At 63.6% G+C, this 24407-nt stretch carries 22 protein-coding genes; 15 read left to right on the forward strand and 7 right to left on the reverse strand.

Annotated features, from left to right (window positions below; all coding sequences use genetic code 11):
• Positions 1-65: 65 nt before the first annotated feature.
• Both cax and AC1DGP_RS13590 read right to left on the reverse strand, forming a co-directional pair.
• Positions 66-1160 (reverse strand): calcium/proton exchanger, encoded by a 1095-nt coding sequence (gene cax, locus AC1DGP_RS13585; RefSeq protein WP_441504503.1) that lies wholly within the window; start codon positions 1158-1160, stop codon positions 66-68.
• An 87-nt stretch (positions 1161-1247) separates the two neighbouring features.
• On the reverse strand, positions 1248-1451 hold the full coding sequence (locus tag AC1DGP_RS13590; RefSeq protein ID WP_441504286.1) for a hypothetical protein: 204 nt from the start codon (positions 1449-1451) through the stop codon (positions 1248-1250).
• Positions 1452-2059: 608 nt separating this feature from the next.
• Here AC1DGP_RS13590 and AC1DGP_RS13595 point away from each other — a divergent pair.
• Positions 2060-3085: an AI-2E family transporter gene (locus tag AC1DGP_RS13595; RefSeq protein ID WP_476832218.1), complete on the forward strand. Its 1026-nt coding sequence runs from the start codon at positions 2060-2062 to the stop codon at positions 3083-3085.
• Between the two features lie 119 nt (positions 3086-3204).
• Here AC1DGP_RS13595 and aptA read toward each other — a convergent pair whose 3' ends face one another.
• Complete coding sequence (gene aptA / locus AC1DGP_RS13600) at positions 3205-4554, reverse strand: omega-aminotransferase AptA (RefSeq protein ID WP_441504284.1); 1350 nt, start codon at positions 4552-4554, stop codon at positions 3205-3207.
• Between the two features lie 351 nt (positions 4555-4905).
• On the opposite strand from aptA, the gene AC1DGP_RS13605 reads away from it, so the two are divergent.
• Positions 4906-5454 carry a cupin domain-containing protein gene (locus tag AC1DGP_RS13605; protein ID WP_441487838.1) on the forward strand — a complete coding sequence of 183 codons (549 nt, stop codon included), beginning with the start codon at positions 4906-4908 and terminating at the stop codon, positions 5452-5454.
• Positions 5455-5587: 133 nt separating this feature from the next.
• On the opposite strand, the gene AC1DGP_RS13610 is transcribed toward AC1DGP_RS13605, so the two are convergent.
• On the reverse strand, positions 5588-6811 hold the full coding sequence (locus AC1DGP_RS13610; protein WP_441504283.1) for an MFS transporter: 1224 nt from the start codon (positions 6809-6811) through the stop codon (positions 5588-5590).
• A 158-nt stretch (positions 6812-6969) separates the two neighbouring features.
• Between AC1DGP_RS13610 and AC1DGP_RS13615 the strand changes: the two genes are divergently transcribed.
• Positions 6970-7506, forward strand: coding sequence for a TetR/AcrR family transcriptional regulator (locus AC1DGP_RS13615; RefSeq protein WP_441504282.1), 537 nt, complete (start codon positions 6970-6972; stop codon positions 7504-7506).
• A 48-nt stretch (positions 7507-7554) separates the two neighbouring features.
• On the forward strand, positions 7555-8037 hold the full coding sequence (locus AC1DGP_RS13620) for a Rid family hydrolase (RefSeq protein ID WP_441504281.1): 483 nt from the start codon (positions 7555-7557) through the stop codon (positions 8035-8037).
• Between the two features lie 167 nt (positions 8038-8204).
• Here AC1DGP_RS13620 and AC1DGP_RS13625 read toward each other — a convergent pair whose 3' ends face one another.
• A complete protein-coding gene (locus AC1DGP_RS13625; RefSeq protein ID WP_441504280.1) occupies positions 8205-9413 on the reverse strand; it encodes an MFS transporter in 1209 nt (402 codons plus the stop codon).
• A gap of 299 nt (positions 9414-9712) precedes the next feature.
• Complete coding sequence (locus AC1DGP_RS13630; protein ID WP_441504279.1) at positions 9713-10327, reverse strand: TetR/AcrR family transcriptional regulator; 615 nt, start codon at positions 10325-10327, stop codon at positions 9713-9715.
• A gap of 307 nt (positions 10328-10634) precedes the next feature.
• Here AC1DGP_RS13630 and AC1DGP_RS13635 point away from each other — a divergent pair, with 307 nt between their 5' ends.
• Entirely contained in the window at positions 10635-11753 is a 1119-nt protein-coding gene (locus AC1DGP_RS13635) for a helix-turn-helix transcriptional regulator (RefSeq protein ID WP_441504278.1), read from the forward strand.
• An 84-nt stretch (positions 11754-11837) separates the two neighbouring features.
• Here the strand turns inward: AC1DGP_RS13635 and AC1DGP_RS13640 are convergent, their stop codons facing one another.
• Entirely contained in the window at positions 11838-12155 is a 318-nt protein-coding gene (locus AC1DGP_RS13640; RefSeq protein WP_441487831.1) for a winged helix-turn-helix transcriptional regulator, read from the reverse strand.
• Positions 12156-12295: 140 nt separating this feature from the next.
• Here AC1DGP_RS13640 and AC1DGP_RS13645 point away from each other — a divergent pair, with 140 nt between their 5' ends.
• The 10 genes from AC1DGP_RS13645 (at position 12296) to AC1DGP_RS13690 (ending at position 24281) form a co-directional block, all read left to right on the forward strand.
• A complete protein-coding gene (locus tag AC1DGP_RS13645) occupies positions 12296-12949 on the forward strand; it encodes a hydrolase (RefSeq protein ID WP_441487830.1) in 654 nt (217 codons plus the stop codon).
• A 2-nt stretch (positions 12950-12951) separates the two neighbouring features.
• Positions 12952-13782, forward strand: a complete 831-nt coding sequence (locus tag AC1DGP_RS13650) for an alpha/beta fold hydrolase (RefSeq protein ID WP_441504277.1) — start codon at positions 12952-12954, stop codon at positions 13780-13782.
• A gap of 33 nt (positions 13783-13815) precedes the next feature.
• A complete protein-coding gene (locus tag AC1DGP_RS13655) occupies positions 13816-14100 on the forward strand; it encodes a XapX domain-containing protein (RefSeq protein ID WP_441504276.1) in 285 nt (94 codons plus the stop codon).
• Positions 14097-16064, forward strand: a complete 1968-nt coding sequence (locus tag AC1DGP_RS13660; protein WP_441504275.1) for an amidohydrolase — start codon at positions 14097-14099, stop codon at positions 16062-16064. Before AC1DGP_RS13655 ends, AC1DGP_RS13660 begins: the two co-directional genes overlap by 4 nt.
• Positions 16065-16083: 19 nt before the next feature.
• Positions 16084-16530 carry a DoxX family protein gene (locus AC1DGP_RS13665; protein ID WP_441504274.1) on the forward strand — a complete coding sequence of 149 codons (447 nt, stop codon included), beginning with the start codon at positions 16084-16086 and terminating at the stop codon, positions 16528-16530.
• Positions 16530-18158, forward strand: coding sequence for an MFS transporter (locus AC1DGP_RS13670; RefSeq protein WP_441504273.1), 1629 nt, complete (start codon positions 16530-16532; stop codon positions 18156-18158). Before AC1DGP_RS13665 ends, AC1DGP_RS13670 begins: the two co-directional genes overlap by 1 nt.
• A gap of 259 nt (positions 18159-18417) precedes the next feature.
• The gene (locus AC1DGP_RS13675; protein ID WP_441487824.1) at positions 18418-18879 is read left to right on the forward strand and encodes a hypothetical protein; all 462 of its coding nucleotides are present in this window, start codon (positions 18418-18420) and stop codon (positions 18877-18879) included.
• Between the two features lie 29 nt (positions 18880-18908).
• Positions 18909-19550 (forward strand): L,D-transpeptidase, encoded by a 642-nt coding sequence (locus AC1DGP_RS13680; protein ID WP_441487823.1) that lies wholly within the window; start codon positions 18909-18911, stop codon positions 19548-19550.
• A gap of 73 nt (positions 19551-19623) precedes the next feature.
• Positions 19624-20661: an amino acid ABC transporter substrate-binding protein gene (locus AC1DGP_RS13685; protein WP_441504272.1), complete on the forward strand. Its 1038-nt coding sequence runs from the start codon at positions 19624-19626 to the stop codon at positions 20659-20661.
• Between the two features lie 278 nt (positions 20662-20939).
• Positions 20940-24281, forward strand: coding sequence for an autotransporter family protein (locus tag AC1DGP_RS13690; protein WP_441504271.1), 3342 nt, complete (start codon positions 20940-20942; stop codon positions 24279-24281).
• The last annotated feature ends 126 nt before the right edge of the window (positions 24282-24407 follow it).

The raw sequence follows: 24407 nt of genomic DNA on the forward strand, positions 1-24407 counted from the left end.
ACCCGATGCGCCGGCCGGCGGTCGGGCCGATGGCCGGCTCGCGGGCCAAGATCGGGCCGCTTCGCCTACTGCATATTTGGCGGCAGAAGGTAAAGCGTCATGGCGAAAATCAGATAGACCATCAGCAGGAGCACGCCGACGAACCAGGTCGAGCGACCACCGCTGGTCGTCAGGAACGCGGTCAGCGTGGAAATGAGCACCATGACCACCGCGCCCGGCCAGAACAGCAAATTCATCGGCGCTGGACCGATGACGTAGCTGAGCAGGACCAGCACCGGAGCGACGAAGAGCGCGATCTGGGATGCGCTTCCCAAGGCGATGCCCACGCTCAGGTCAAGCCGGTTTCTGCTCGCGCCGGAGAACGCCGAGGCCATTTCGGCAGCGCCGCCGACCAGCGCCACGACGATGAATCCTACAAACGCAGGCGTCATTCCCAACGCAACAGCGGCTTGCTGGACGGATTCGATGAAGACTTCGCTGACCAGTGCCACGAGGACCGTAACGCCGGCCAGGGTCGCGAGAGCCAAGCCCAGCGGAAATGCCTCTTCGCCGGCCTCCGCTGTATCCGTGCTGCCGAAGAACTCCCGGTGTGACTTGAGCGAGAATACCAAGCCCAACGCATAGGTCCCGATCAGCAGCACCGACAGACCCACGCTCAATTGATGGGCGAAGCTCGATGACGCCACGGAGCCCGCATCGGGAACGATCGACGGAGCCAGCATGGCGACAACGGCAAGAAAGAGAAGGCTCGTTTGGAGGCGGGCACTGACCCGATTGTAGTCCTGCACATGGTATTTGAGACCGCCGATCAGAAATGACGCCCCCAGCATGAACAGAGTGTTGGTCACGATCGCTCCGGCGATGGACGCCTTCACCAACGTGAATTCACCGGCGCGTAGCGCGGCCAGCGCAATGATCAGCTCGGTCAGGTTGCCCAACGTGGCGTTGAGAAGGCCGCCCACGGCATCACCTGTCTTCACGGCAACGGACTCCGTCGCGTGACTCAGCAACGTCGCCAAGGGTACGAGTGCAAGTACGGCAAGCACGAACAGGAGTGTATGTGCTTCGGGCTTGAGGCGCTGGGCGATGAATACTGCGGGTACCATCGCCAACAGCCAGAGAATGGCATTGTGGCGGATTTCTCGGAGCAGCGGCGCAATCATTGCCATCAGGTAGGCCTTCCCTGTCTTGGAACTGGCACCTTCGTTTGGGCTCCGGGCGTCACTCCAGGCGTTCTCAGTTGAACCTTATTTCTCGTCAGTAAAATCGATCTCCGTCGCGCGGAGCGCTTGGACGCTGCCCGCTGCAACAAGACCGGTCAGGACGATGCGTCCAATCACCAATCCGAGCCCGATCATGACAACCAGCACTCCGGACAGAATTGGCCCTATCACACGGAATTGTTGCGCGAGGGCGAAGAAAGAGGCGCGCCTTTTCTCTTTGGGCTCCATCAGATGAAACCTCGTAAGATTAGGCACCCACACGCCCCCAAGCAGACCGCGGCAGCCTTCCATTATAGTAAGGCAAGCGCTTCCATCTGTGCGTCGAACGCTAGAACAAGGCGTCGGCCACCGAACGGGTCGAAAGCTGCCATGAGCGAATTTCCGACTGCCGGAACTGTCTATCGATCGTATTCACCGGTCAAGATCGCCGTTTCGGATGGATTAATCTGTTCTCGCGAAGATGGGTGCGCCGCCGGTACGCTGACGAGCGCGTTGGAGAGTATTCGACTTTCTGCCAGTCGCCAGCGGAACCGGACATGCCGATTCCCGGGCACATCATCGAATGCCAGAACGTTAGTTTACAGGGCTTACGTTCATTGTACTGTGTTCTGCGTGTCAGCCAACGATGAGCCGTGGTTGTTCGGCCAATCGGATAGGCAGGCACTTGGAACTCGTCTTCCGCTACGTCCACCGGAGATCCAGCCCATTCTCGTCGCATTTCCGACGTGGTCCAGAATGGGCTGAGTACTACACACCACACGAGGCTCTTGCAGCAAACTGTTTAAGGGGGCAGATCGATGGACGGGAAGGCTCCAAACCTCGGTCGCCCCTCGACCATGATCGACAATGCCATTCGGGTCGGTCTGGTTGCCCTGCTGGTCTATGCCTGCGCACGGATCGTGCTTCCCTTTGCATTCCTTTTGAGTTGGTCAGCGATCCTGGCGGTGATGCTGTATCCGCTCCATCTGCGCTTGATGCCGCGGCTCGGGAATCGTGGATCGGCGCTGCTGATCGGACTGATCGGCGTCGTGTTGATGCTGGGGCCGATGGTGATTGCGGTGACGTCGCTTGCGACGACGCTCTATTCGCTGATCTCGACCTTGCAGAGCCAGAACGTAACCATCCCACAGCCACCCCTATGGCTCGATGGCACCCCTTTGATCGGCAAGAAATTAACGGAGATCTGGACACTCGTCGCCTCCAACCTGCCGGCGGCGCTGGCAAAATACGGCCACCTGCTCAGCGGGCCCTTGGCATGGCTGGCTACGTTCGCTGGTGGCCTTGCCGTTGGCGAACTCTCATTCGTTCTTTCCTTCGCGATCGCCGCGGTACTCATTGTCTACGGCAAGGACGCAGCAACGTTCGCTAGACGCCTGTTGACACGCGTCACAGGGAGCAACGAGCGCGCGGTGCAACTGGTCACGCTGACCGCAGCCACGATCCGCGGCGTGGGACTCGGGGTTGTTGGCGTTGCTCTGATCCAGTCATCGCTTTTAGGCCTGGGCTTCTTCGCCATAGGAATTCAGGCAGCCGGTCCCTTGACCCTTGTTGCGCTCATATTGGGCATCATGCAGGTGCCGCTGATTTTGCTGACGCTGCCTGTGGTCGKCTATGTCTTCATTTACGAAGCAACGCAGCCGGCAGTCATCTTTCTGATCTGGAATATTGTCGTCGGTCTCGGCGACAACATTCTCAGACCATTGATGCTCGGCAGAGGGCTGAATGTGCCGATGCCGGTCATTCTGATGGGCGTTATCGGCGGCATGATCGTCGACGGGCTCCTCGGACTATTCGTCGGGCCCGTTCTTCTGGCCGTCAGCTACGTGTTGCTGCTGGAATGGCTGCAGCAACACCCGGTGTGAATTGCTCTCCTGCGGCGTCCTTACCTCGATCGCAGGCAGCGCCGCACCGGCGGAGACGCGCCTGACGCCCTCCGTCGAAGGCGGCAAGCGCAATGGCCGCGAATGCACCGGCGCTTGCTCTAGGCTGCGCGCTTCAGCGCTTCGCCGAGCAGGGACACCATGTCGTCGATCTGCCCGGGCTCGACGATCAGCGGTGGCGACAGAGCGATGATGTCGCCGGTGACACGGATCAGCAGCCCCTTCTCGAAGCAGTCGACGAAGATGTCATAAGCCCGCGCCCCGATCGCTCCAGCGCGCGATTCGAGCTCGATGCCGACGACGAGGCCGATGGTGCGGATATCGATCACATGCGGAGCGCCCCTGAGGCTATGCATCGCCTCCTGCCATTTCGCCGCGAGCTCGGCGGCGCGCGTCAGGAGCCCCCCTTCGGCATAGATGTCGAGCGTCGCGAGACCAGCGGCGCAAGCGATCGGGTGGCCGGAATAGGTGTAGCCATGGAACAGCTCGATCGCAGCCTCCGGACCGGTCATCAGCGCATCATGCACCTTGCGGCTGGCGAAGACGGCGCCCATCGGCACCGCACCATTGGTCAGCCCCTTGGCCGTCGTCATGATGTCCGGCACCACGCCAAAATACTCGGCCGCAAAGGGCGTGCCGAGACGGCCGAACCCGGTGATGACCTCGTCGAAGATCAGCAGGATGCCGTGACGCGTCGCAATCTCGCGCAGGCGCTGCAGATAGCCCTTCGGCGGCAACAGAACGCCGGTCGAGCCTGCGACGGGCTCGACGATCACCGCCGCGATCGTTTCCGCGCCATGCAGCGCGACCAGGCGCTCCAGATCGTCGGCAAGTTCGGCGCCGTGCTCCGGGAGCCCCTTCGTGTAGGCATTGCGGGCAAGATCATGCGTATGGCGCAGATGATCGCTGCCCGGAAGCTGCGGGAAGACACGCCGGTTATTGACCAGTCCACCGACAGAAATGCCGCCGAAGCCGACGCCGTGATAGCCGCGCTCGCGGCCGATCAGGCGGGTTCGCGTCCCCTGCCCGATCGCGCGCTGATAGGCGATGGCGATCTTGAGAGCCGTATCGACTGATTCCGAGCCCGAACCGGTGAAGAAGACGCGATCGAGTTTCGCCTCTCCGGCCCCTGGCGCCAGGGCGGCGAGGCGCTCGGCGAAGTCGAAGGCGATCGTGTGCCCCATTTGGAAGGACGGCGCATAATCGAGGGTCGAAAGCTGGCGCTCGACCGCTTCCGTGATCTGGCGGCGGCCATGTCCGGCATTGACGCACCAGAGCCCGGCCGTGCCGTCGACCACCTTGCGACCATCATCGGTGGTGTAGTGCATGCCCTGGGCCGAGGCGAGGAGCCGCGGCGCGGCCTTGAACTGCCGGTTGGCGGTAAAGGGCATCCAGTAGCTGTCGAGCGAGCGGGCGTTCTGCAATGAGGCTGGCGGAGTGTTGGCGGTCATGGCGTGCTCCCTTGTCTGCCTGCCACAAGCCACGTTCCGTCATTGCCAACAAGTCTGTTTCGGATGAAACATAAGACGCTGATTTATAAGGAGACAAAGATAGATCGATGCAGATATTGAACAGAAGGAACAGCGGGTGATCGGCATCGATGTCGGAGGGGTGACTGCGCCATGCCGGTAAGCTCCGACACGAAAATGAGCTCATTTGGGGCCCGTGGGCGTCGGTTTGACAGATAAGCTGTCCCCTTCGCGTCAAACACAGTTGGCATATGTCCCACGGCAAGCGCACGGGACGAAGATGTGTCGAGGATCGTCGCGGGACAAGCACGGGTTGGCGGGGAGGAGAGTTCGGTGTCTGTGGACGTAGGTGCTCGCCTTAGATTCATCCGACAGAAATACAATCTATCGCAGCGCACGCTCGCTAGGCGTGTCGGCATAGCCAATTCGTCGATATCGCTGATCGAGTCGAACTCCATTAGCCCATCCGTTGGAGTCCTGAAGCGAATTCTCGATGGAGTTCCCATTGGACTCAGCGAATTCTTCTCAATGGAGCCTGACAGGCCGCAACAGACCTTCTATCAAGCCAGTGAATTGGTTGAGATTGGCAAGGGCGGGATTTCGTATCGGCAAGTGGGCGAGAGCCTGTTCGGTCGCGCACTTCAAATCCTGAAGGAACGCTACGAACCAGGGACCGACACAGGTCGTGTGCTGCTCGCCCATGATGGCGAAGAGGGCGGAATTGTCCTCATTGGCCGGCTGGAGGTCACGGTCGAGGATCAGCGCCGAATACTGGGCCCCGGCGATGCGTATTATTTCGATAGCCGAAGGCCGCATCGGTTTAGATGCGTGGGACCGGTTGCCTGCGAAGTTGTAAGTGCCTGCACGCCGCCATCGTTTTAGCCCCGAGTTTGGGCCGGTGACGCGCCAACCGTCGATCGCGGACGGCATCTGCGATTGGCCGTCCAGGCTGCCCTGGCCTGCGAACCGTCTGAGTGCCTGCATCCCCGGATATTGCTTGGCGTCCGTTAGGCAGTCATTGCACCGATCTCCTGACGCTGCGCGGCATGAGGCTGACGAGACCGAGCAGCGCCAGCGCGACACCGATCCAAAGCGGCGAGCGCAAACCATAACCGGCGACGATACCGATGCCACCGAACCAGGCGCCTGCTGCAAGACCGATATTGATGACCGATGTGTGGACTGTGTTCACCAATGGCCCGGGGTGCGCTGTCTTCATGACGCGTGAAATCATCGCCGGGTTCATGGGGACCCCGACCAATCCTATCGCAATGAAAGCAACGACGCTGACAATGCGGTGATCGGCAAAGACTGCGAATGTCGCGAGCGTCCCCGCCAATGCGATCAGGCCGCCGACGAGGATCGGAATCGTATGCTTGTCGGCGAAGCGCCCAACGATCGCGTTGCCGATGACGTTGGCTGCACCATAAGCGCCGAGCAGCAGGGGTACCGTGGCAGGAGAAAAGCCCGTCACATCCGTAAAGATCGGCGAGAAATAACTGAATGCGGCAAAGGTCGCGCCAATGATCAGACCGCTCGTGGCATAGGCCGCCCAAAGCTGGCCGTTTCGGAACGATGCCAGTTCAGTGCTCAAGCTGATTTGGGCCGATTTCCTGGATGCCGGAACCAATGCTGCTATGACAGCGGCACACAGCATCGCGAGCGCGACGACCAGCCAAAAGCTCGCTCGCCAGCCAAAGCGCTGGTCAATCAAGGTCGCAGCCGGCACGCCCAGGACCGTCGCGAGCATCAACCCGGCGAGCACGATCGATGAGGCCCGCCCTCTCGCGTCCGGTCGAACGACTTCGGCACAGATGGCCAACGACGCCCCGAAACATGCCGAACCGGCAACACCGGTGATGATCCGCGCGGCAACCATGATGCCATACCCATCCGCCGTCGCGGCGATGATCCCTCCAACACTGTAGAGCGCAAGCAAACCAAGCAGTGCGCGCCTGTTTGGAACTCCGAGTTTGAGAAGCGCGAGGGTCAGCAGCGGCCCACCGACGACCATCCCCGCCGCATAGATCGAGATCAGATACCCGACCTCGGCAATCGTTACGCCAAGCGCGGCCGACAGCGAGGGCATCATGCCGGCGACCATGAATTCCGATGTGGTCAGCGAAAAGATCGTCAATCCCAGGACATAGACCACTACCGGGAGTCCTTCCCGCACGGCCTGCGCTGTCGGCGTTCCGGAAGCCGAGCTCGCCGGGCTGCTGCGATCGACAGTGTCCATTGTCACTCAATCCATTCTATAATTCTCACTATAAAATTCGCTACCCGGCTTGCGTGCCATGGTCAAGGATTTATATAATTCACGCTACAAAAAGGAACACCATGGCAGTCCGAGGCCGCCCGCGCAGCTTTGCCCGTGACCACGCACTTCAGCGGATCATGGAAGTGTTCTGGGCCAAGGGGTATGAGGGCACTCAGCTCAACGACCTGACGGCAGCGATCGGGATTACGCCGCCGAGTTTTTATGCAGCCTTTGTCTCGAAGGAATCAGCGTTTCGGGAGGCGGTAGAGCTCTATGTGGCGACCGCAGGATCTGGCGCCCTGCGCGCGCTCGACGAAGGCACCACCGTACGGGAGTCGATCCGCGCCATGCTTCAGGCCAGCATCGACACGGCGCTCAGCGCACCACACTCTGGCGGCTGCCTGCTGATCCTCGGCGTGGTCAACTGCCAGATTGAAACCGAACCACTGCGCGAACTGCTCAGGAGCATTCGCGAGGAAACCGAGATGCGTATTCGCGCCAGGCTGGCTCGGGGCGTGGCGGAGGGTGACCTGGTGGGTTCKAGCAATATCCCGGTGCTGGCCAACTACTACAGCGCAGTGATGCAAGGCCTTTCAATGCAAGCTCGCGACGGCGCCACGAGAGACGAGCTCGAGGCGCTCATCGCTCCGTCAATGACCCCGCTGCACGTGTAGATCGCAGGCCGACCTGCCCAAACCATGCCCCCGAGAGGTCGAAACACGATGGAAGAACAGGTCAATCGTTCGATCCGCGATCATGCTACGTCCACTGGCAAGGTGGTGGTGCCCGCCGTGCTCAAGGACGATGTCGAACAGTTCCATTATGCCCCGGCGCGGCGCGCTGGAGATTTCGTATTTCTGTCCGGGCTTGTCGCCAGCAACAGGCAATCGACAGCGATGGACGCCGAGCGCTTTTGTAGCGAATTGCGTCGTGTCTTCACATTGATGGAACAGCTTCTGAACGCATGCGGGGCGCGTGTGGATGATGTCGTGGAACTTCAGATGTTTCATGTGCTCGGCAGCGACCGACTGGCGTTGGACAAAGCAGGACAACTGGCCGCGATTGCGGCCGTCCGGGACGAGTTCTTTCCCGCCCCCTATCCCGCCTGCGTCGAACTGGCCGTCGCTGAACTCAACGCGGCAGATGGGCTGGTGGAGATCAAGGCGACGGCATTTGCCCCCCTATTGCCTCGTGACCAGATGTAACGTGGTGAGCGCTCGACGCGCCTGGTTGCAAAGCGATGAATAGCAAACAAGACGACGAGCGATGAGCGAAGCCAAACAGGCCTTGGCAACAGCGACTATCTTACGGCCGGACGGAAGTGTTGCTTCTATCCATGACAGATGTCCCTTGCGGCAAGCGGATTGCATCCTCATCGGTGAGCATGGCTCTCCGATTTCATCGACAATGACAGCCCCAATGCCATGGCTGCCAGCACCGAGGCGACGAAGCCGAGATTGTTCGAGCCCAGCCACTCAATCCCTAGACCGCCGATGGAACCCGATAGTGCGATGGCGAGGTACAGGATTGCCTGGTTGAGCGAAACGAGAACACCGGCGGCTTCAGGCTTCAGGGAGATCAGTCGGTGCTGTTGCGGCGTCGTAATGGCGAAGGCGGCGATGCCGTACACCGCGATCAATGCAAAGGCCCATGCCAGGTTATCGGTGGTCAATCGCAGGACGACCAGGCTGAGGATGAGCCAGACCAAGGCGATCGCCACCACCCTGCGGCCGCCAAAGCGGTCGGCGAGCATACCGGCGCCCAGGTTCCCGACAGTGCCAACCACGCCAAGCGTTGTCATGAGCCCCGCAAGGTAGAGACTGTTTCCCTGCGTCGCCGTTTCAAAGATGACGCCCATATAGGTGTAGGGCATATACACAGCGGTGAAGGCCAGCAGGGTCACTCCGAGGACCGCAGCGATTTGAGGCTCGAGCAGGAACCGCAATTGCTGGCGTAACCCCGGTGCTGTCGCGATCGTCGTTGTCTTCGGGACGGAGATGACGATCCCGATGACGCCAACCACGGCCAGTCCGGTTGCAAGCCACATGGTCGACCGCCAGCCGAACATCCCGCCGAACGCTGTACCCAAGGGTGCCCCAAGCGCAGTCGCCGCAGTGAAGCCGCTCACGACCAAAGCAATGGCTCGGCCCCGGTGTGCTGGCGAAACCATCGCGGCAGCAGTTACGGTGGCGGTCGGCACAAATAATCCAACGCCGAGAGCAGCCACGACCTGACCGGCCAGAACATGAGCATAGGACGGCGCAAGCGCAGTCCAGACACTCCCGGCAAGATAAGTCACCACTGCGGCGACCAGTACGGTTCTTCGGTCCCATCCCCCGGTGGACGTCGTCAGGACTGGGCCCGCGAGTGCGCAGGTCAACGCGAAGATCGTGATGACCTGCCCCGCGACGGACGGCGCGATCTTGAGCGAACTGCTGAGAAGGGGCAGCAAGCCCGCCAAGACGAACTCGCCGGTCCCGACGACAAAGACACCGAATGCGAGCATCGAAACCGGGAGCCATGGGCTCTTGGCCTGCGGCCGATCGACTTCACGTGGAGTTTGCAGCGGCGCAGCGACCATGAATGGACCTTTCCGGCCCGGCGATGTCAGCACCGATGCCAAGTTGTTTGGTTGAACAATTGGGATATGAGCGGGCAGCCGGCGCGGCGGCGCGGCTCATCAAGACGTTCGGCCTCAAGCGCACGAAGCCGTTCGATGAGAGGTCCTTTAGGGGCCCGGCAGGATGAACTTCAGGTCTTCAAGGAAGGTTCGGAAAGCTGGCGACAACCCGTCTCGCCTCGCCAACAAATCCGCAGATCGGCCACGAGCGGCAGGTCGCTGCTGGCGTTCCGGCTCTCCGGAGCGGAATGGGTCGCAGCTCATCTTAGACCCCGCGCCGCCCGGAGCCGCTGCCTGGATGCGAGCCGCGCCAGTTCGAACTGGTCGGCTTCCCCCATCAGGGCCGCCACATTGGCCGATGCCTGATACGAAGTAAGCTCAAAGGCGAGCTGCTCAATATCGGTGTCGGGCTGAAGCTCTCCCGCCCGCATCGCCTCGGTCGACAGATTGACGATGCACTGCCTCGCCTCGAGCCGATGATGCTCCACCCGATCGCGGATCCGTCCCGGACGCGTGCGGTATTCACTGCTCAGCGCGTGAACCAGGCAGCCGCCCGGAAGCGTTCTTTGCTCCACGAATGTGTACCAGCCCTCGATAAGAGCGATGAGACGCTCGACCGCGTTTGGCCTTGCCCTGGCGGGGCCAATGACGGCGTCCGTGTATAGCGACACGCCGTTCTCGATCGTCGCGAGCTGCAGCGCCTCTCTGTCGCCAAAGAGGATTTGGATGTTGCCTCGTGCAACCCCCGCATCAGCGGCCACGCGCCCGAACGTCAGACCGTCCAGCCCCTCGATGGAGGCGATCCGGGTTGCATGGTGAAGAATGTTGGCCCGGGCGCGGTCGCCGCGCTCCTTCCTCTTATCGCTCGTCATCATGTCACCTCACAGCTTGCAATAAATATACAGTCGTATGTATATTGTAAAGCCCGTACTGAAGGGATTGACCGGATGTTGTCCCTCTGAGAAGCGGCCGCCAGGCCCGTCGAACGCCGGGGCCAGACTCTCAAACGGACCTAAATGGCCCGCTGGGAACCGGAAACACACCGGCGCGCCTCAGTCGATCGTGGACTGGCACCGGACCTTGTCTGATAGTGAGCCGGCTGATGGCCGAAGTGCCCTACTATTGTTGTATTGCTGAATCAGCGCGGTATCGGCGGATGATCGGTCAGGACCGGAGGGTGGCATGAGCGATCCACGCGAGCATCAGCTCATCGATGCCGTCTACGAGGCAGCCCTTGTGCCAAGCCTCTGGCCATCCGTGCTCGCCAAATTCGCCGATATCTGCAGCGCGAAGGACGCGGTGCTTTGCACCGTCCGGGGCGAGGAGATGCGCTTCGTCAACTCCTCACCCGCGTTTGAGCAGCTCTGGCTCGATTTTCTCAGCCTCTATCCCGGGGCGTCCAACGAGCGGACCAAACGTCTGATGGCGCTGCAGCATCCCGGTTTTGCAACCGATGCCGACGTCTTCACCATGCAGGAAATGGCTCAGGACCCGATCTATCGCGACTTCTTCATCCCGCGTGGCTATGGCTTCGGCGTCGCGACCGCAATCGAGGTTCCGAGCGGCGACACCATCATCGTCCATGCCGAACGCGACTATGCATCGGGGCCGGTCGGGCGCGATCTCGTCACGCAGGTCGATCGCACGCGGTCCCATTTTGCTCGCGCCGGCATCCTGGCAGCGCGGCTCGACATGGAGCGTGCCCGCACCGTTGCCCACGCGCTCGAGATGATCGGCCTTCCTGCAGCCGTGCTCGGATGGCGCGGACAGGCCCTCGCTGCGAATCCGCTCCTCGTCAGGCTGATGCCGGATGTCGCGCAGGACCGCCCATCCCGGCTCGGGCTCGCCAATCCCTCTGCGGACCGCTTGCTTCTCCAGGCGTTCGCAGCCCTGGGCAAAGCGCCGCACGATGCCGCCGTCCGCTCGATCCCGATTGCCGCCGAGGGCGATAATCCGCCCTTCATCGCGCATCTCGTGCCGGTGACCGGGGCGGGTCACGATGTGCTGTCGCAAGCCCATGCGATTCTGGTCGTAACGCCGGTCGTCCCCGGAGAGGTCCCGACCGCTTCGGTCATCCAGGGCCTGTTCGACCTGACGCCGGCGGAGGCCAAGCTCGCTGCCTTGATCGCCGCCGGAAGCCGCCCCCGCGATGCCGCGCTCGCCCTCGGCATCGGTGAGGAAACCGTTCGGACCACTCTGAAGCGGGTCTTTGCGAAAACGGGCCTCGAACGCCAGGCCGATCTGGTCGGGCTCTTGCAGGGCGCCAGCCTCGGCGGGCGCGTTCTCCACACCCAGCCGTAAAGGGCTGCAACCCCCACGACGTCACCGATCTGAACGCCAGGCGGCTCAAGACAGCAATCTTGGGGTGGTTCTCCCCGCGGATGCTTACTCGCCCGCCGAACGTGCCAGGACCTGGCCATACCGTGCGTGGGAAAAGGCCTCGCTCCGCCTCAGTTCGGCGTCGAGAGCCTGCCCCTCCTCAGTCAGGCTATATTCGACATGGCGGACATTCTCGCTCAGGTCGCAACGGATGACGAAACCCTTGCCTTCAAGTGACTTGAGCCGGGCGGAAAGGACACGCGCGGAGATCGATCCGGGCAGCGCGCGGCGAAGCTCCGCAAACCGCAGCGCGTTATTCTGGCCGAGAGCCCAGATGATATGGCTCATCCATTCCTGGGCAAGGAACTTGAGCAAAGGTTCCACCCGGCATTTGCTATCGTCGACTTCAATTCTTTCAACCTTGTTCATGGCAAGCTTGCGGTATCCATAAGGTTACTACTGGTCGAGGCCGTATTGCAGCGCTAGCGTGCAGCCGTGTTCACTGCCGCGATGGAGGTTGGTTCATGGCTCGCGCAACTCCGGTTCCAGGTAAACTGCTGCTCTCTCCTCAGGATCACACCCTGATCCTGATCGACTTTCAATCGCAAATGTCCTTCGCAACGAAGTCGATCGATGCCGTGGCATTGCGCAACAACGCCGCCCTGATTTCCCATGCCGCCGCCGGCTTCGGCGTTTCGGCCATCCTGACCACCGTCGCCGAGAAGAGCTTCTCCGGGCCGATGTTCGAGGAGATCACGACCGCCTTCAACGGCCAGAAGCTGCTTGATCGCACCTCCATGAACACCTGGGAGGATGCCGCGGTGATCGCGCGCGTCAACGAGATCGGCAAGAGCCGCATCGTGCTTGCCGGCCTTTGGACCTCGGTTTGCATCGTCGGCCCGGCGCTCTCGGCCATCGACCAGGGTTTTGAAGTCTACGTCATCACCGATGCCTGCGGAGACGTCTCCGACGAAGCGCATGAGCGGGCCGTCGAGCGGATGGTACAGGCCGGCGCCCGTCCGATGACCGCGTTGCAATATCTGCTCGAGTTGCAGCGCGACTGGGCGAGGACGGACACCTACGATCTCACCACCGGCATCGCCAAGAAGTTCGGCGGGGCCTACGGTCTCGGCATCATCTACGCCAAGACGATGTTCGGCGCACAAGAGGGACATTGATCATGCCCAAGGTCAGCACGAAGGACGGTCTCGAAATCTTCTTCAAGGACTGGGGTCCGAAAGACGCCCAGCCCATCGTCTTCCACCATGGTTGGCCGCTCAGTTCGGACGACTGGGACGCGCAGATGCTGTTCTTCCTCGCGAAGGGCTACCGCGTCGTCGCCCATGACCGGCGCGGCCATGGCCGTTCGACCCAGACCGGAGACGGTCATGACATGGACCATTACGCGGCCGATGCCGCGGCGGTGGTCGAGCATCTCGACCTGCGAAACACCGTTCATGTCGGCCATTCGACCGGCGGTGGCGAGGCGCTGCACTACACGGTCCGCCATGGCAAGGGCCGCGTCGCCAAGCTGGTGCTGATCGGCGCGGTGCCCCCGCTGATGCTGAAGACCGCGGCCAATCCGGGCGGGCTGCCGATCGAGGTCTTCGACGGCTTCCGGCAGGCGCTCGCCGCCAATCGCGCGCAATTCTTCCTCGATGTGCCGAGTGGGCCCTTCTACGGCTATAATCGCCCGGGCGCGAACCCGTCACAGGGCATCATCCGGAATTGGTGGCGCCAGGGCATGATGGGGGGCGCCAAGGCGCATTACGACGGCATCAAGGCCTTCTCGGAGACCGATTTCACCGAGGATTTGAAGGCGGTCGAGGTGCCGACACTGGTGATGCATGGCGATGACGACCAGATCGTGCCGATCGCCGACGCGGCCCTGCTCTCGATCAAGCTGCTGAAGCACGGCACGCTCAAGGTCTACGAGAAGCTCCCGCACGGGCTCTGCACGACCCATCCGGAGCTGGTCAACGCCGATCTGCTCGCTTTCGTGAAAGGCTGATTGTCGGGCGGCCAGAGCCCAAGGGAGGTCGATATGAAGCCCTATCTGCTGGCCCTGGGGGCCGGCCTGCTGGTCGGCATCATCTACAGCCTGCTAAATGTCCGCTCGCCAGCGCCACCGGTGGTGGCGCTGATCGGTCTCCTCGGCATCCTGGCCGGGGAGCAGATCGTGCCGATCGCCAAGCGCGTCCTGGCGGGCGAGCGGCTCAGCATCAGCTGGCTCAGGAGCGAATGCGGCGAGCACCTTTTCGGCGCCCTGCCCGCGCGCTCCGCCGAAAAGCAGGCCGAACGCAACGATGCCGGCAGCAAGCCTTCATGAACCCGACCCGCAGACAGACCACGCTCGGCGGCGCGGCCGGCGCGCTTTCCACGCTGCTCGGCGGCCGGGCCGCCGCCCAGACATCGACGACAGGACAAGCCGCCATGACCGCCGACCTTCTTCTCGTGAACGGACGCTTCAGCACTCTGGACCGCAGAAACCCCGATCCGCAGGCGGCTGCCATCTCCGATGGCCGTTTCATCGGTGTCGGAGCGGAACAGGACATGCGCGCTCTGGCCGGCCCGACGACTGCGATCGTCGACCTCGGCGGCCGGCGTGTCATTCCGGGGCTGATCGACAGCCATATGCACATCATCCGCGGCGGGCTGAACTACAATATGGAGTTGCGCTGGGACGGCGTGCGCTCGCTTGCCCAGGCGATGGAGATGCTGAAGCGCCAGGTCGCGGTGACCCCGCCGCCACAATGGGTGCGGGTGATCGGCGGCTTCACCGAACATCAATTCGCCGAGAAGCGTTTGCCGACGCTCGACGAGATCAACGTGATCGCCCCCGAGACGCCGGTCTTCATCCTGCATCTCTATGACCGCGCCCTGCTCAACGCCGCGGCCCTCCGCGCCGTCGGTTACGGCAAGGAGACGCCCGATCCACCGGGCGGCGAGATCCAGCGCGATGCAAACGGCAACCCGACCGGACTGCTGATTGCCAAGCCCAACGCCAACATCCTCTATGCCACCTTGGCGAAGGGCCCCAAGCTCCCGCCCGAGTACCAGCTCAACTCGACGCGCCATTTCATGCGCGAGATGAACCGGCTCGGCGTGACCAGCATCATCGATGCAGGCGGCGGCTTCCAGAACTACCCGGATGACTACGCAATCATCGAGAAACTGCATGCCGCAGGCGAGCTGACCTTGCGGCTCGCCTATAATCTCTTCACGCAGAAGCCGAAGGAGGAGCTCGCCGATTTCGCGGGCTGGGCCAACCAGGTGAAACCCGGCCAGGGCGATGATCTCTATCGCCATAATGGCGCTGGCGAGATGCTGGTCTATTCGGCCGCGGATTTCGAGGATTTCAGGGTCGAGCGACCGGACATGCCGTCCACGACGGAGGGCGATCTCGAACCCGTCGTGCGGCTGCTCGCCGAGAACCGCTGGCCCTGGCGCCTGCATGCCACCTACGATGAGACCATCACCCGCGCGCTCGACGTCTTCGAGAAGGTCAACCGCGACACGCCCTTGCAGGGGCTGCACTGGTTCTTCGACCATTGCGAGACGATCAGCGATCGCAACATCGATCGCATCGCAGCGCTCGGCGGCGGCATCGCCGTGCAGCACCGGATGATGTTCCAGGGCGAGGATTTCGTCGAACGTTATGGCGCCAGGGCGGCCGAGCGCACACCGCCGATCGCGCGCATGCTCGAGGCCGGCGTCCCCGTCGGTGCCGGCACCGACGCGACCCGCGTCGCGAGCTATAACCCCTGGGTCTCGCTCGCCTGGCTCGTGACCGGCAAGACGCTGGGCGGCCTCAGGCTCTACCCGCAGCGCAACCTGCTCGACCGCGAAAGCGCGCTTCGGCTCTGGACGCAGGCCAATACCTGGTTCTCGACTGAGGAAGGCAAGAAGGGCCAGATCAAGACCGGCCAGCTTGCCGATCTCGTCGTGCTCGATCGCGACTACATGACCGTGCCGGAGGATGAGATCCAGGACATCGAGAGCGTGCTAACGCTGCTCGGCGGCAAGCCGGTTCACGGCACCGGCGACTATGCCGGGCTTGCCCCGCCACTGCCGCCGGCCATGCCGGACTGGTCGCCGGTCAGGACCTTCGGCGGATATCAGAAGCGTGCGGGCATGGATGACCGCAAATATGCCTTCGCGGCCGCCTGCGGCTGTGCCAGCGCGTGCGGCGTCCACGGACACGCACATGCTTCGGCCCTGGCCGCAACCGTGCCGGTGCGCGACGAGGGTTCGTTCTGGGGAGCACTGGGCTGCTCCTGCTGGGCCTTCTGAGCGCACGAAGGGATCGATCATGCCCGGTTCGCCACTCTCTTCCGCTCAGCACGCCGTCGAACGGCTCCTTGGCCAGCCCTGGCTGGTTGTTCTCGCCCGCGTCGCTGTGGCGCTGCCCTTCATGCTCAGCGGCATCGCCAAGCTGTTCGATTTCGCGGGAGCGACCGCCGAGGTCCGCGGTCTGACCGGGCTCGAGCCTGCCGCATTCTTCGCCACGCTCGTCATCCTGACGCAGCTCGGCGGTTCCGCATTGCTGATTGCCGGCGGCCGCTATGCCTGGATCGGCGCGGCGGCGCTGGCCGGCTTCACGATCCTCGCGACACTCTATGCCCATGCCTTCTGGCTGAAGCCCGCGGGCGAGCGCTTCCTGCATCAGAACATCTTCTTCGAGCATGTCTCGATTGCCGGCGGGCTGGCGCTGCTGGCAGTGCTTTCCGCCCGTTCGAGCCGGGGAGCACGAGTCTGATGACCCAAGTGCCGCACGATACCGCAGCCAGACCGGCGTCTTCGGCCTTCGCGCCGCTACGGCACTCCGTCTTCGCCGTACTCTGGGCGGCCACGGTCCTAGGCAATGTCGGCTCCTTCATGCGCGACGTCGCAAGCGGCTGGCTGGTCACCGATCTCTCCGGCTCGCCTGCGGCTGTCGCCATGATCCAGGTCGCCGGTACCTTGCCGATCTTCCTCCTCGCGATCCCGGCCGGCGTGCTCTCCGACATCGTCGACCGCAGGAAATTGTTGATCGGCGTCCAGCTGCTGCTGGGCTGCACCAGCGCTGTCCTGATGACGCTGGCCCTGACCAACCGGCTGACGATCGAACTTCTGGTCGGGCTGACCTTCATCGGCGGTGTCGGCGCGGCCTTGATGGGGCCGACCTGGCAATCGATCGTCCCCGAGCTCGTGCCGATGACCGAGCTGCGCAATGCCGTCGCCCTGAACTCGCTCGGCATCAACATTGCCCGCGCGATCGGCCCTGCCGCCGGCGGCGCGCTCCTGGCGGCCTTTGGTGCCGCCTCGACCTATGGCGCCGACGTCCTGAGCTATGTCTTCGTCATCGCGGCACTGGTCTGGTGGCAGCGCCCCGCCGGCGCCGATGACGAGCTCCGCGAACATTTCGGCGGCGCTTTCAGGGCGGGGCTGCGCTACGCCCGCGCCAGTCGAGAGCTTCACCTGGTTCTTCTGCGGGCCGTCCTGTTCTTCGCCGGCGCCAGCGCCATTTGGGCGCTGTTGCCCCTCGTTGCCCGACAGCTGCTCGGCGGGGGCGCCGGTTTCTATGGCCTCCTTCTCGGAGCTGTAGGAGCCGGCGCGATCGCAGGGGCCATCGTGCTCCCGCGGATCCGGGCCCATCTCGATGCCGACGGCATCATGCTCGGCGCCGCGCTCGTCACGGCCGCCGTGACGGCGGCGTTGGCGGCGGTGCCACCGCAATGGCTCGCCATTCTCATGCTGCTCGTCCTGGGCGGCGCCTGGATCGCTGCGCTGACGACGCTGAACGGCACGGTACAGGCCATTCTGCCAAACTGGGTGCGCGGGCGCGGCCTGGCGATCTACCTCACGATCTTCAACGGCGCGTCGGCCGCCGGAAGCCTGCTCTGGGGGCTTGTTGCCGAAGCAATCGGGCTGCATGCCACCTTGCTCGTCGCAGCACTCGCGCTCGCGCTGGTCGCCGTTGCGGTCCTGCGCCTGCGGCTACCGGCGGGCGAGGCCGATCTCACCCCCTCGACCCATTGGCCGGAGCCGGCGATCGCCGATCCGGTCGAACACGATCGCGGCCCCGTCACCATCACGATCGAGTACCGTGTCGCTCGCGAAAGCCGGGCCGCCTTCCTCGAGGCGGTGGCGCGGCTCGCTCCGGAGCGGCGCCGGGACGGCGCCTTCGCCTGGGGCGTCAGCGAGGATGCCGCCGACCCCGACTGCATCCTTGAATGGTTCATGGTCGAGTCCTGGGCCGAGCATCTGCGTCAGCACAGGCGTGTCTCGCAGGCCGATGCCGATATCCAGGCGGAAGTCACGAAATTCCATACAGGCCATGACAAACCGGTCATCCGGCATTTCCTGGGCTTGCAAGCGCGCCCCAACTCCGTTCCAGGCCAATAACCAGGGAGGCGCCTGCGCTGTTCAGGCGCGTTCAACACCGCGTGGGGAAGGTCATAGATCTCGCAGCGGAAGATACATCGATGCTTGTGCAAGTGATGGCTTGAATTCTGCCGGCGGCTTCGTCCATGATGACCTGTGTCCGAAGATGCTGGAGTGTAATGTGGTACCGCAACACGACAGAGGCCAAGCCACTTTCCCGGCAATTCTGCACCATTCAGGCGGTGCAAACCCTCCCAGAACAACTTCTCTTCGATCTGGCATGCTGACCCGCCTCGCCGCGGCGGCGTTCACGCTGGCCGCAGCAGGCTGCGCCGGAACCAGTGAAAATGCAGGCAGCTCGTCCGCCGGTGCCGCAGCTGGACCGAGCAGCATCCCGCGCGAGCGCCTGATCGGGAAATGGGGCATCGCCTCCTTCCACGCCGACAAGGACCGCAAGCGGACCGAGGCCCAGGCCAAGGCCCAGTGCAACATGCCCTACTCGATCACCAAGGGCCCGACCGACGGCGTCATGATGCATGTCGCCGACGATCCCAAGCTCTATGAGCTCAAGCTCAAGGGCGGACCGGGCGGCAGAAACTTCCTCGGCTTCGAGGCTCCCGCCGGGGACCCGCAGGATCGCGAAATCCTGTCCGCGACCGACAGGGAGCTGGTCATGCGCTTCGTCGATCCCGACGCGCATCGCCGCTATGGAACCTTCATCTTCGTGCGCTGCGGAGCCTGAGCGCATCTTACAATCCGGGAGTGAGCAGTATGCGGGTAAGCGGACGGAAGCAGACAATCGCTGGAACCTGCCTCGGCCTTGCGGCTCTGGCCTTGGGTGCTGTCGCGACACTGCCCGGCAGCGCATTCGCGGCCCCCAAGGCCGGCGAGGCGGAGACCCTCGACATCGGTGACGAGCCGGGGCGCATTTCGGGTGAGGAAACCGTTGTCGCCGACGGCCCCTACGCGCGTCAGGCCGTGCTGTTCCGCTCCAACGAGCCGCCGGGAACCGTGGTGATTCATACCTCGGAACGCTTCCTCTATGTCGTCCAGGGCAATAACCGCGCTCTGCGCTACGGCATCGGCGTCGGCCGTGAAGGCTTCCAGTGGTCGGGCCTGGTCAAGATCAGCCGCAAGGCGGAATGGCCGGACTGGCGCCCGCCGCCGGAGATGATCGCACGCCAGCCCTATCTGCCGCGCTTCATGGCCGGCGGTCCGGGGAACCCGATGGGAGCGCGAGCGCTCTATCTCGGCTCGACGGTTTTCCGGGTCCACGGCACCAACCAGCCTGAGACCATCGGCCAATCGATTTCGTCCGGCTGTTTCCGCCTCGCCAATGGCGACATCATCGATCTGTATGAGCGCGTCCCGCTCAACACCAAGGTCGTCGTCCGGCACGGTGCAAGTCTCTGACACGGTGCAAGTCTCTGACTTGCGCGAGCCCCCTGCCAATTCCGCAATCTGTCCCAACCGGAGACCGATGGTCATGCTGAACGCGGCCAAGACCTACCTTCGCAGCGCGCTTGCCTGTTTCGCGGCCGTCACGCTCTGGGGAGCGGCGCAGCCGGCCGCAGCCGGAACGCTCGACACCGTCAGGCAGCGCGGCACCCTGCAATGCGGCGTCAGCGAAGGCCTGATCGGCTTCTCCGAGAAGGATGCGCAAGGCGCGTGGTCGGGTTTCGATGTCGATTTCTGCCGGGCCGTCGCGGCCGCGATTTTCGATGATCCGGCCAAGGTCAGCTTCGTACCGCTTTCGGCGAGCCAGCGTTTCGACGCGCTGCGCGCCGGCCAGGTCGACCTGCTCTCGCGCAACTCCAGCTGGACTCTGGCGCGCGAGGCCGAGCTCGGCCTGTCTTTCGCCGGCGTGACCTATCACGACGGCCAGGGCTTCATGATCATGAAGTCGGTGACGGCAACCTCGGCGCTCGAACTCGACCGCACCAAGATTTGCGTCGAAGCGGGCACGACGACGCAACTCAACCTCTCCGACTTCCTGCGCTCGAACTCGATAACCTATGAAGAGCGTGCCTTCCCGACGGCTGCCGCTGCTCTCGCGGCCTTCCAGGCTGGCGAATGCAATGTGCTGACGCGCGACCAGTCGGCGCTCTATGCCGAACGCCTGAAGCTTCCTCGCCCCGCCGATGCCGTCATCCTGCCTGACGTGATCTCGAAGGAGCCGCTTGGCCCGGTGACGCGCGGTGACGATTTCGCCTGGTTCACCTTCGTCAAATGGGTGAATTTTGCTCTCGTGAACGCCGAGGAGCTTGGCATCACCTCAACCAACACGGCCGAGGCCCTGGCCTCCGCCAAGCCTGACGTCCGTCGCTTCATCGGCGCCGAGGGTGGTTTCGGCAAGATGCTCGGGCTCGACAATGCCTGGGCCATTCGGGCCGTGAAGGCCGTCGGCAACTACTCTGAACTCTACGAGCGCAATCTTGGTGTGAAATCCCGCCTCGGCATCCCGCGTGGCTTGAACCAGCTCTGGAGCATGGGCGGAATCCTGTACGCTCCCCCGCTGCGCTGAATCCGCTGAACGCGGCGAAGTCCTCAACCGCTGCCCCTCCGGCTACCCCACGCAACATGACCGCCATGGCCGACCGGCCACGGAGGCCATGTTGCGTGGGAGCCGTCGTTAATCTCATGGAAACCAACGAAACCGCGAACGCCGTATCTCAGGGTTTTCCCTATCGACGGTTGTCCGTGCTGCAGGCAGCATCTGCAGATTCGGCAGAAACACGGGTGATTCGGCGCAAGGCGAGAACAGAAGCGTAGGACCAAGGGCCACCGCAACCGGAGGGCATCATGAGAATGATGTACCGTTGGGTCGTGCCTACGAGTGGCCTGCCAGCCTGCGGAGCAGCAAGCGTCGGGCTGCTCTTGTCCTCCCTCCCGCTCGGCGCCCAGACGGTCGGGCCGAGCCCACCGACGATCACGGCGACGATCAATGTCACGGCGGGCACCACGACCGTCGTCGGCAGCACGAATGTCGCGACGCCCGGTGCCACGAACGCAAGCAACGTCACCGGTGGCACGCTCGTCATCGACAGTCTGGCGGTGCCCCTTCCCGGCCCGATTACCTTTCAGGCATTGAACGGCAATGCGCTCCAGGCCAATGGCGGCGCGATCACCGTGCCGAACGGCAATCTCAGCATCCTGACCCAAGGCGGCCACGCAGTTCTCGCCAATGGTGCCGCCAGTAGCGCAACTCTCAACGGCGTCTCGATCACGACGACTGGCGTTGGAGCAGGACTTGTCGCGATCGGCGGCAGAATCGACGCCACGAACGTCATCGTCAACAACACCGCGACCGCAACCCCGACCATCTCGGCAGGCCATGGCGCGATCGCGGAGGGCGGCGGCACCGTCAATCTGCACAGCGGCACGAGCATCACGACGGCTGCGTTCAACTCCGTCGGTCTCGGGGCTTCGGGCACCGGCAGCCGCGTCATTGCGGACGTTCTCATTCCGGTCACGATGAATGGCGGCGGCTCGATGGGGATCTATCTCCATGACGGCGGCCAGGTCAGCATCCTTCCCCGGTCGACGTTTCAAATGAACGGCACCGGCAATGTCGGCATAGGCGTCGACAATACGGCGGTGGCGCTCGGCACCATCGGCAACGGATTGACCGTCAATCTCAACAATGCCTCCGGTGGGCCAGGCAGCACCGGCCTTTTCGCCGTCAACGGTGGCTCGCTCAACATCGCGGACGTGACAGTTCAGGGTCCGAATGCAGCCGCCGGCGCCTGGGCGCGAGCGAACAGCAGCATCACGCTCTCGGGGCGCAGCGTCATCACCATCAACTCGGAGCAGGGCCCGAACGCCTATGTGCTCCAAACGGCCAATCTCGCGACCGCTGCAGGGCCCGTCGGCTCGGTCTTCAGCTTGGTCGGCGCGATTCCGGTCAGCGGCCTGCTGGCACAGGGAGCCGGAGCCCTGATCACCAGCACCGGCACGACCATCACTGTGACCTCGAGCAATGCTGCGGCCGGCGCCGATGCCGGCCTCGGCGGCACCGTCGACATGACCGACAACACGATCACCACGACGGGGACGAACGCTTTTGGCATCCGCGTCGATTCCAACGGCACCGTCATCGGGCGCGCTTCGCGCGTGACGACCTCCGGAGCAGGCGGCGCCGCCCTCTTCATCAACGGCGGGCCGGGCTTGATCGACCTGACCGGCACGACTGTCCAGGCGACGGGTTCGGGCACCGTTGGCCTTTCCTCGTTGAACATCACCCCAACCAGCGTGAACCTCGTCAGGCTGTCGGGCGGCAGCCTGACCAGTGCGACCTCGACCGCGGTGGAGGCACAAGGCCCGCTCAATCTGACAACCGCTGGAACGGTCGTGACAGGTGGTGGCGGGCTCTTGCTCCAGACCTTCGCCAGCACCTTCGGCCCGGCGCAGCCAACCGCCGTGCAGTTTGACGCCTCGAACGGGAGCGTCCTGACCGGCGATGCGCTCGTCGCCGCGCAGACCACCGCCAACATCAGCCTCGCAACCGGCTCGCAATGGACGGGGGCGGCCTTCGACGTGACCAATGTCACGGTCGACCCGACCAGCACCTGGACGGTCACCGCGAACTCGACCGTCACGCAGCAGGTTGCGAATGCCGGGCTGATCCAGTTCACGCCGCCGGGTGGCGATCCAACGATACTGGGCAGCTACAAGACGCTGACGACACGGAATTATTTGGGCGCGGGCGGAACGCTCGGACTCAACACCTTCCTCGGCAGTGATGGCTCTCCCTCGGACCGGCTGGTGATCAACGGCGGCGTTGCCAGTGGCAATTCGTTCCTGCGCGTGACGAACACCACGGGCCCGGGCAATCTCACCATCGGCAACGGCATCCTGGTGGTCGACGCGATCAATGGTGGCACGACCGTGCCTGGAGCCTTCGCGCTCGGCCAGCCGGTGGTCGCGGGCCCTTATGAGTATTCACTGTACCGCAGCAGCGTCGACGCCTCGGGTCCGGAAAACTGGTACCTGCGCTCCGAGATAACCCCTGCGCCGCCCGGTCCCGGACCGACGCCATCTCCACCAGGAACGGGCATCCCGGATTTTCGCCGCGAAACCTCGCTCTATGCGGCGCTGCCGGCGATGCAGCTGATCTATGGCCGTACCCTGATCGACAGCCTGCATGAGCGCGTCGGCGAACTCGCGCCGCTGGAAGCGCCGGCGGTCAGCGAGGAGCGCACGATCTGGTGCAAGAACCCCGACAAGAACTTTCGCTGCACGACCACCGTGCGGCTGCCGGCGAGCGCAGCCGCACCCGGTCGCTCTTATGCCTCGGCCGGCTGGGCCCGGATCATCGGCACCCATGGCAACCAGGATGGCGGGCCCTGGGGCATCTTCCGCAACGGCCCGAATTACGACTACGACCTCTATGCCTTCCAGGCCGGTCTCGACCTCTATCGCAGCGTGAGCGCCGACGGCTCGCGAGACCATGCCGGCATCTATGCCGCGATTGGCCGGATCGAGAGCGACGTCACCCATTTCAACGGCATCAGGGCCGGGCGGAACACCATCGATGCCTACTCGCTCGGCGGCTACTGGACCCATTTCGGGCCGTCGGGCTGGTATCTCGACGGCGTCGTCCAGGGCACCTGGTACGATGCCAAGGCCGATTCCAAGCGCGGCTTCATCCTCAACCGCGACGCGTTCGGCTTTGCCGCCTCGCTCGAAGGCGGCTATCCGCTCCAGCTCGGCTACGGCGTCATCCTCGAGCCGCAGGCGCAACTGGTCTATCAGACGATTTCGAACGGGAGCGCCTCCGACTCGGCAGCGCTGGTGCGCTTCTCCGATGCCGACTCACTCGCCGGCCGGATCGGCGCCCGCCTTGCGCGAAGCTGGACGCTGGAGGACGCCACTGGCGGCGTCAAACCGCGGATGCTGACCGCCTGGCTGAAGGCCAGCCTCTGGAACGAGTTCATGGGCAATCCCAAGACCGCGTTCTCCTCGGCCACCGGCTTCATCCCGTTTCGCGCCGATCTCGGCGGCAGCTGGGCCGAGTTCAAGGTCGGCGCCGACGCGCAGATGACCAGGAACACCGCCCTCTACGCCAGCGCCGGCTACTCGATCGGCCTCAACGGCCGCTCGCATGCCTATGACGGCAGGCTCGGCATCAAGGTCAGCTGGTGAGTCGCAACGCCAAAGCGAGGAATTGACGGGCGCTGATGCAACCAGCCGTCCCTCTGGCGCAGAACCGGCCACGGGCGGGCTGCAATCCTGCTCCCACAGCTCGTCGCCTTACTGCGACTGTAGCGA

It is taken from the genome of Allobosea sp. 05T433 (assembly GCF_056396065.1).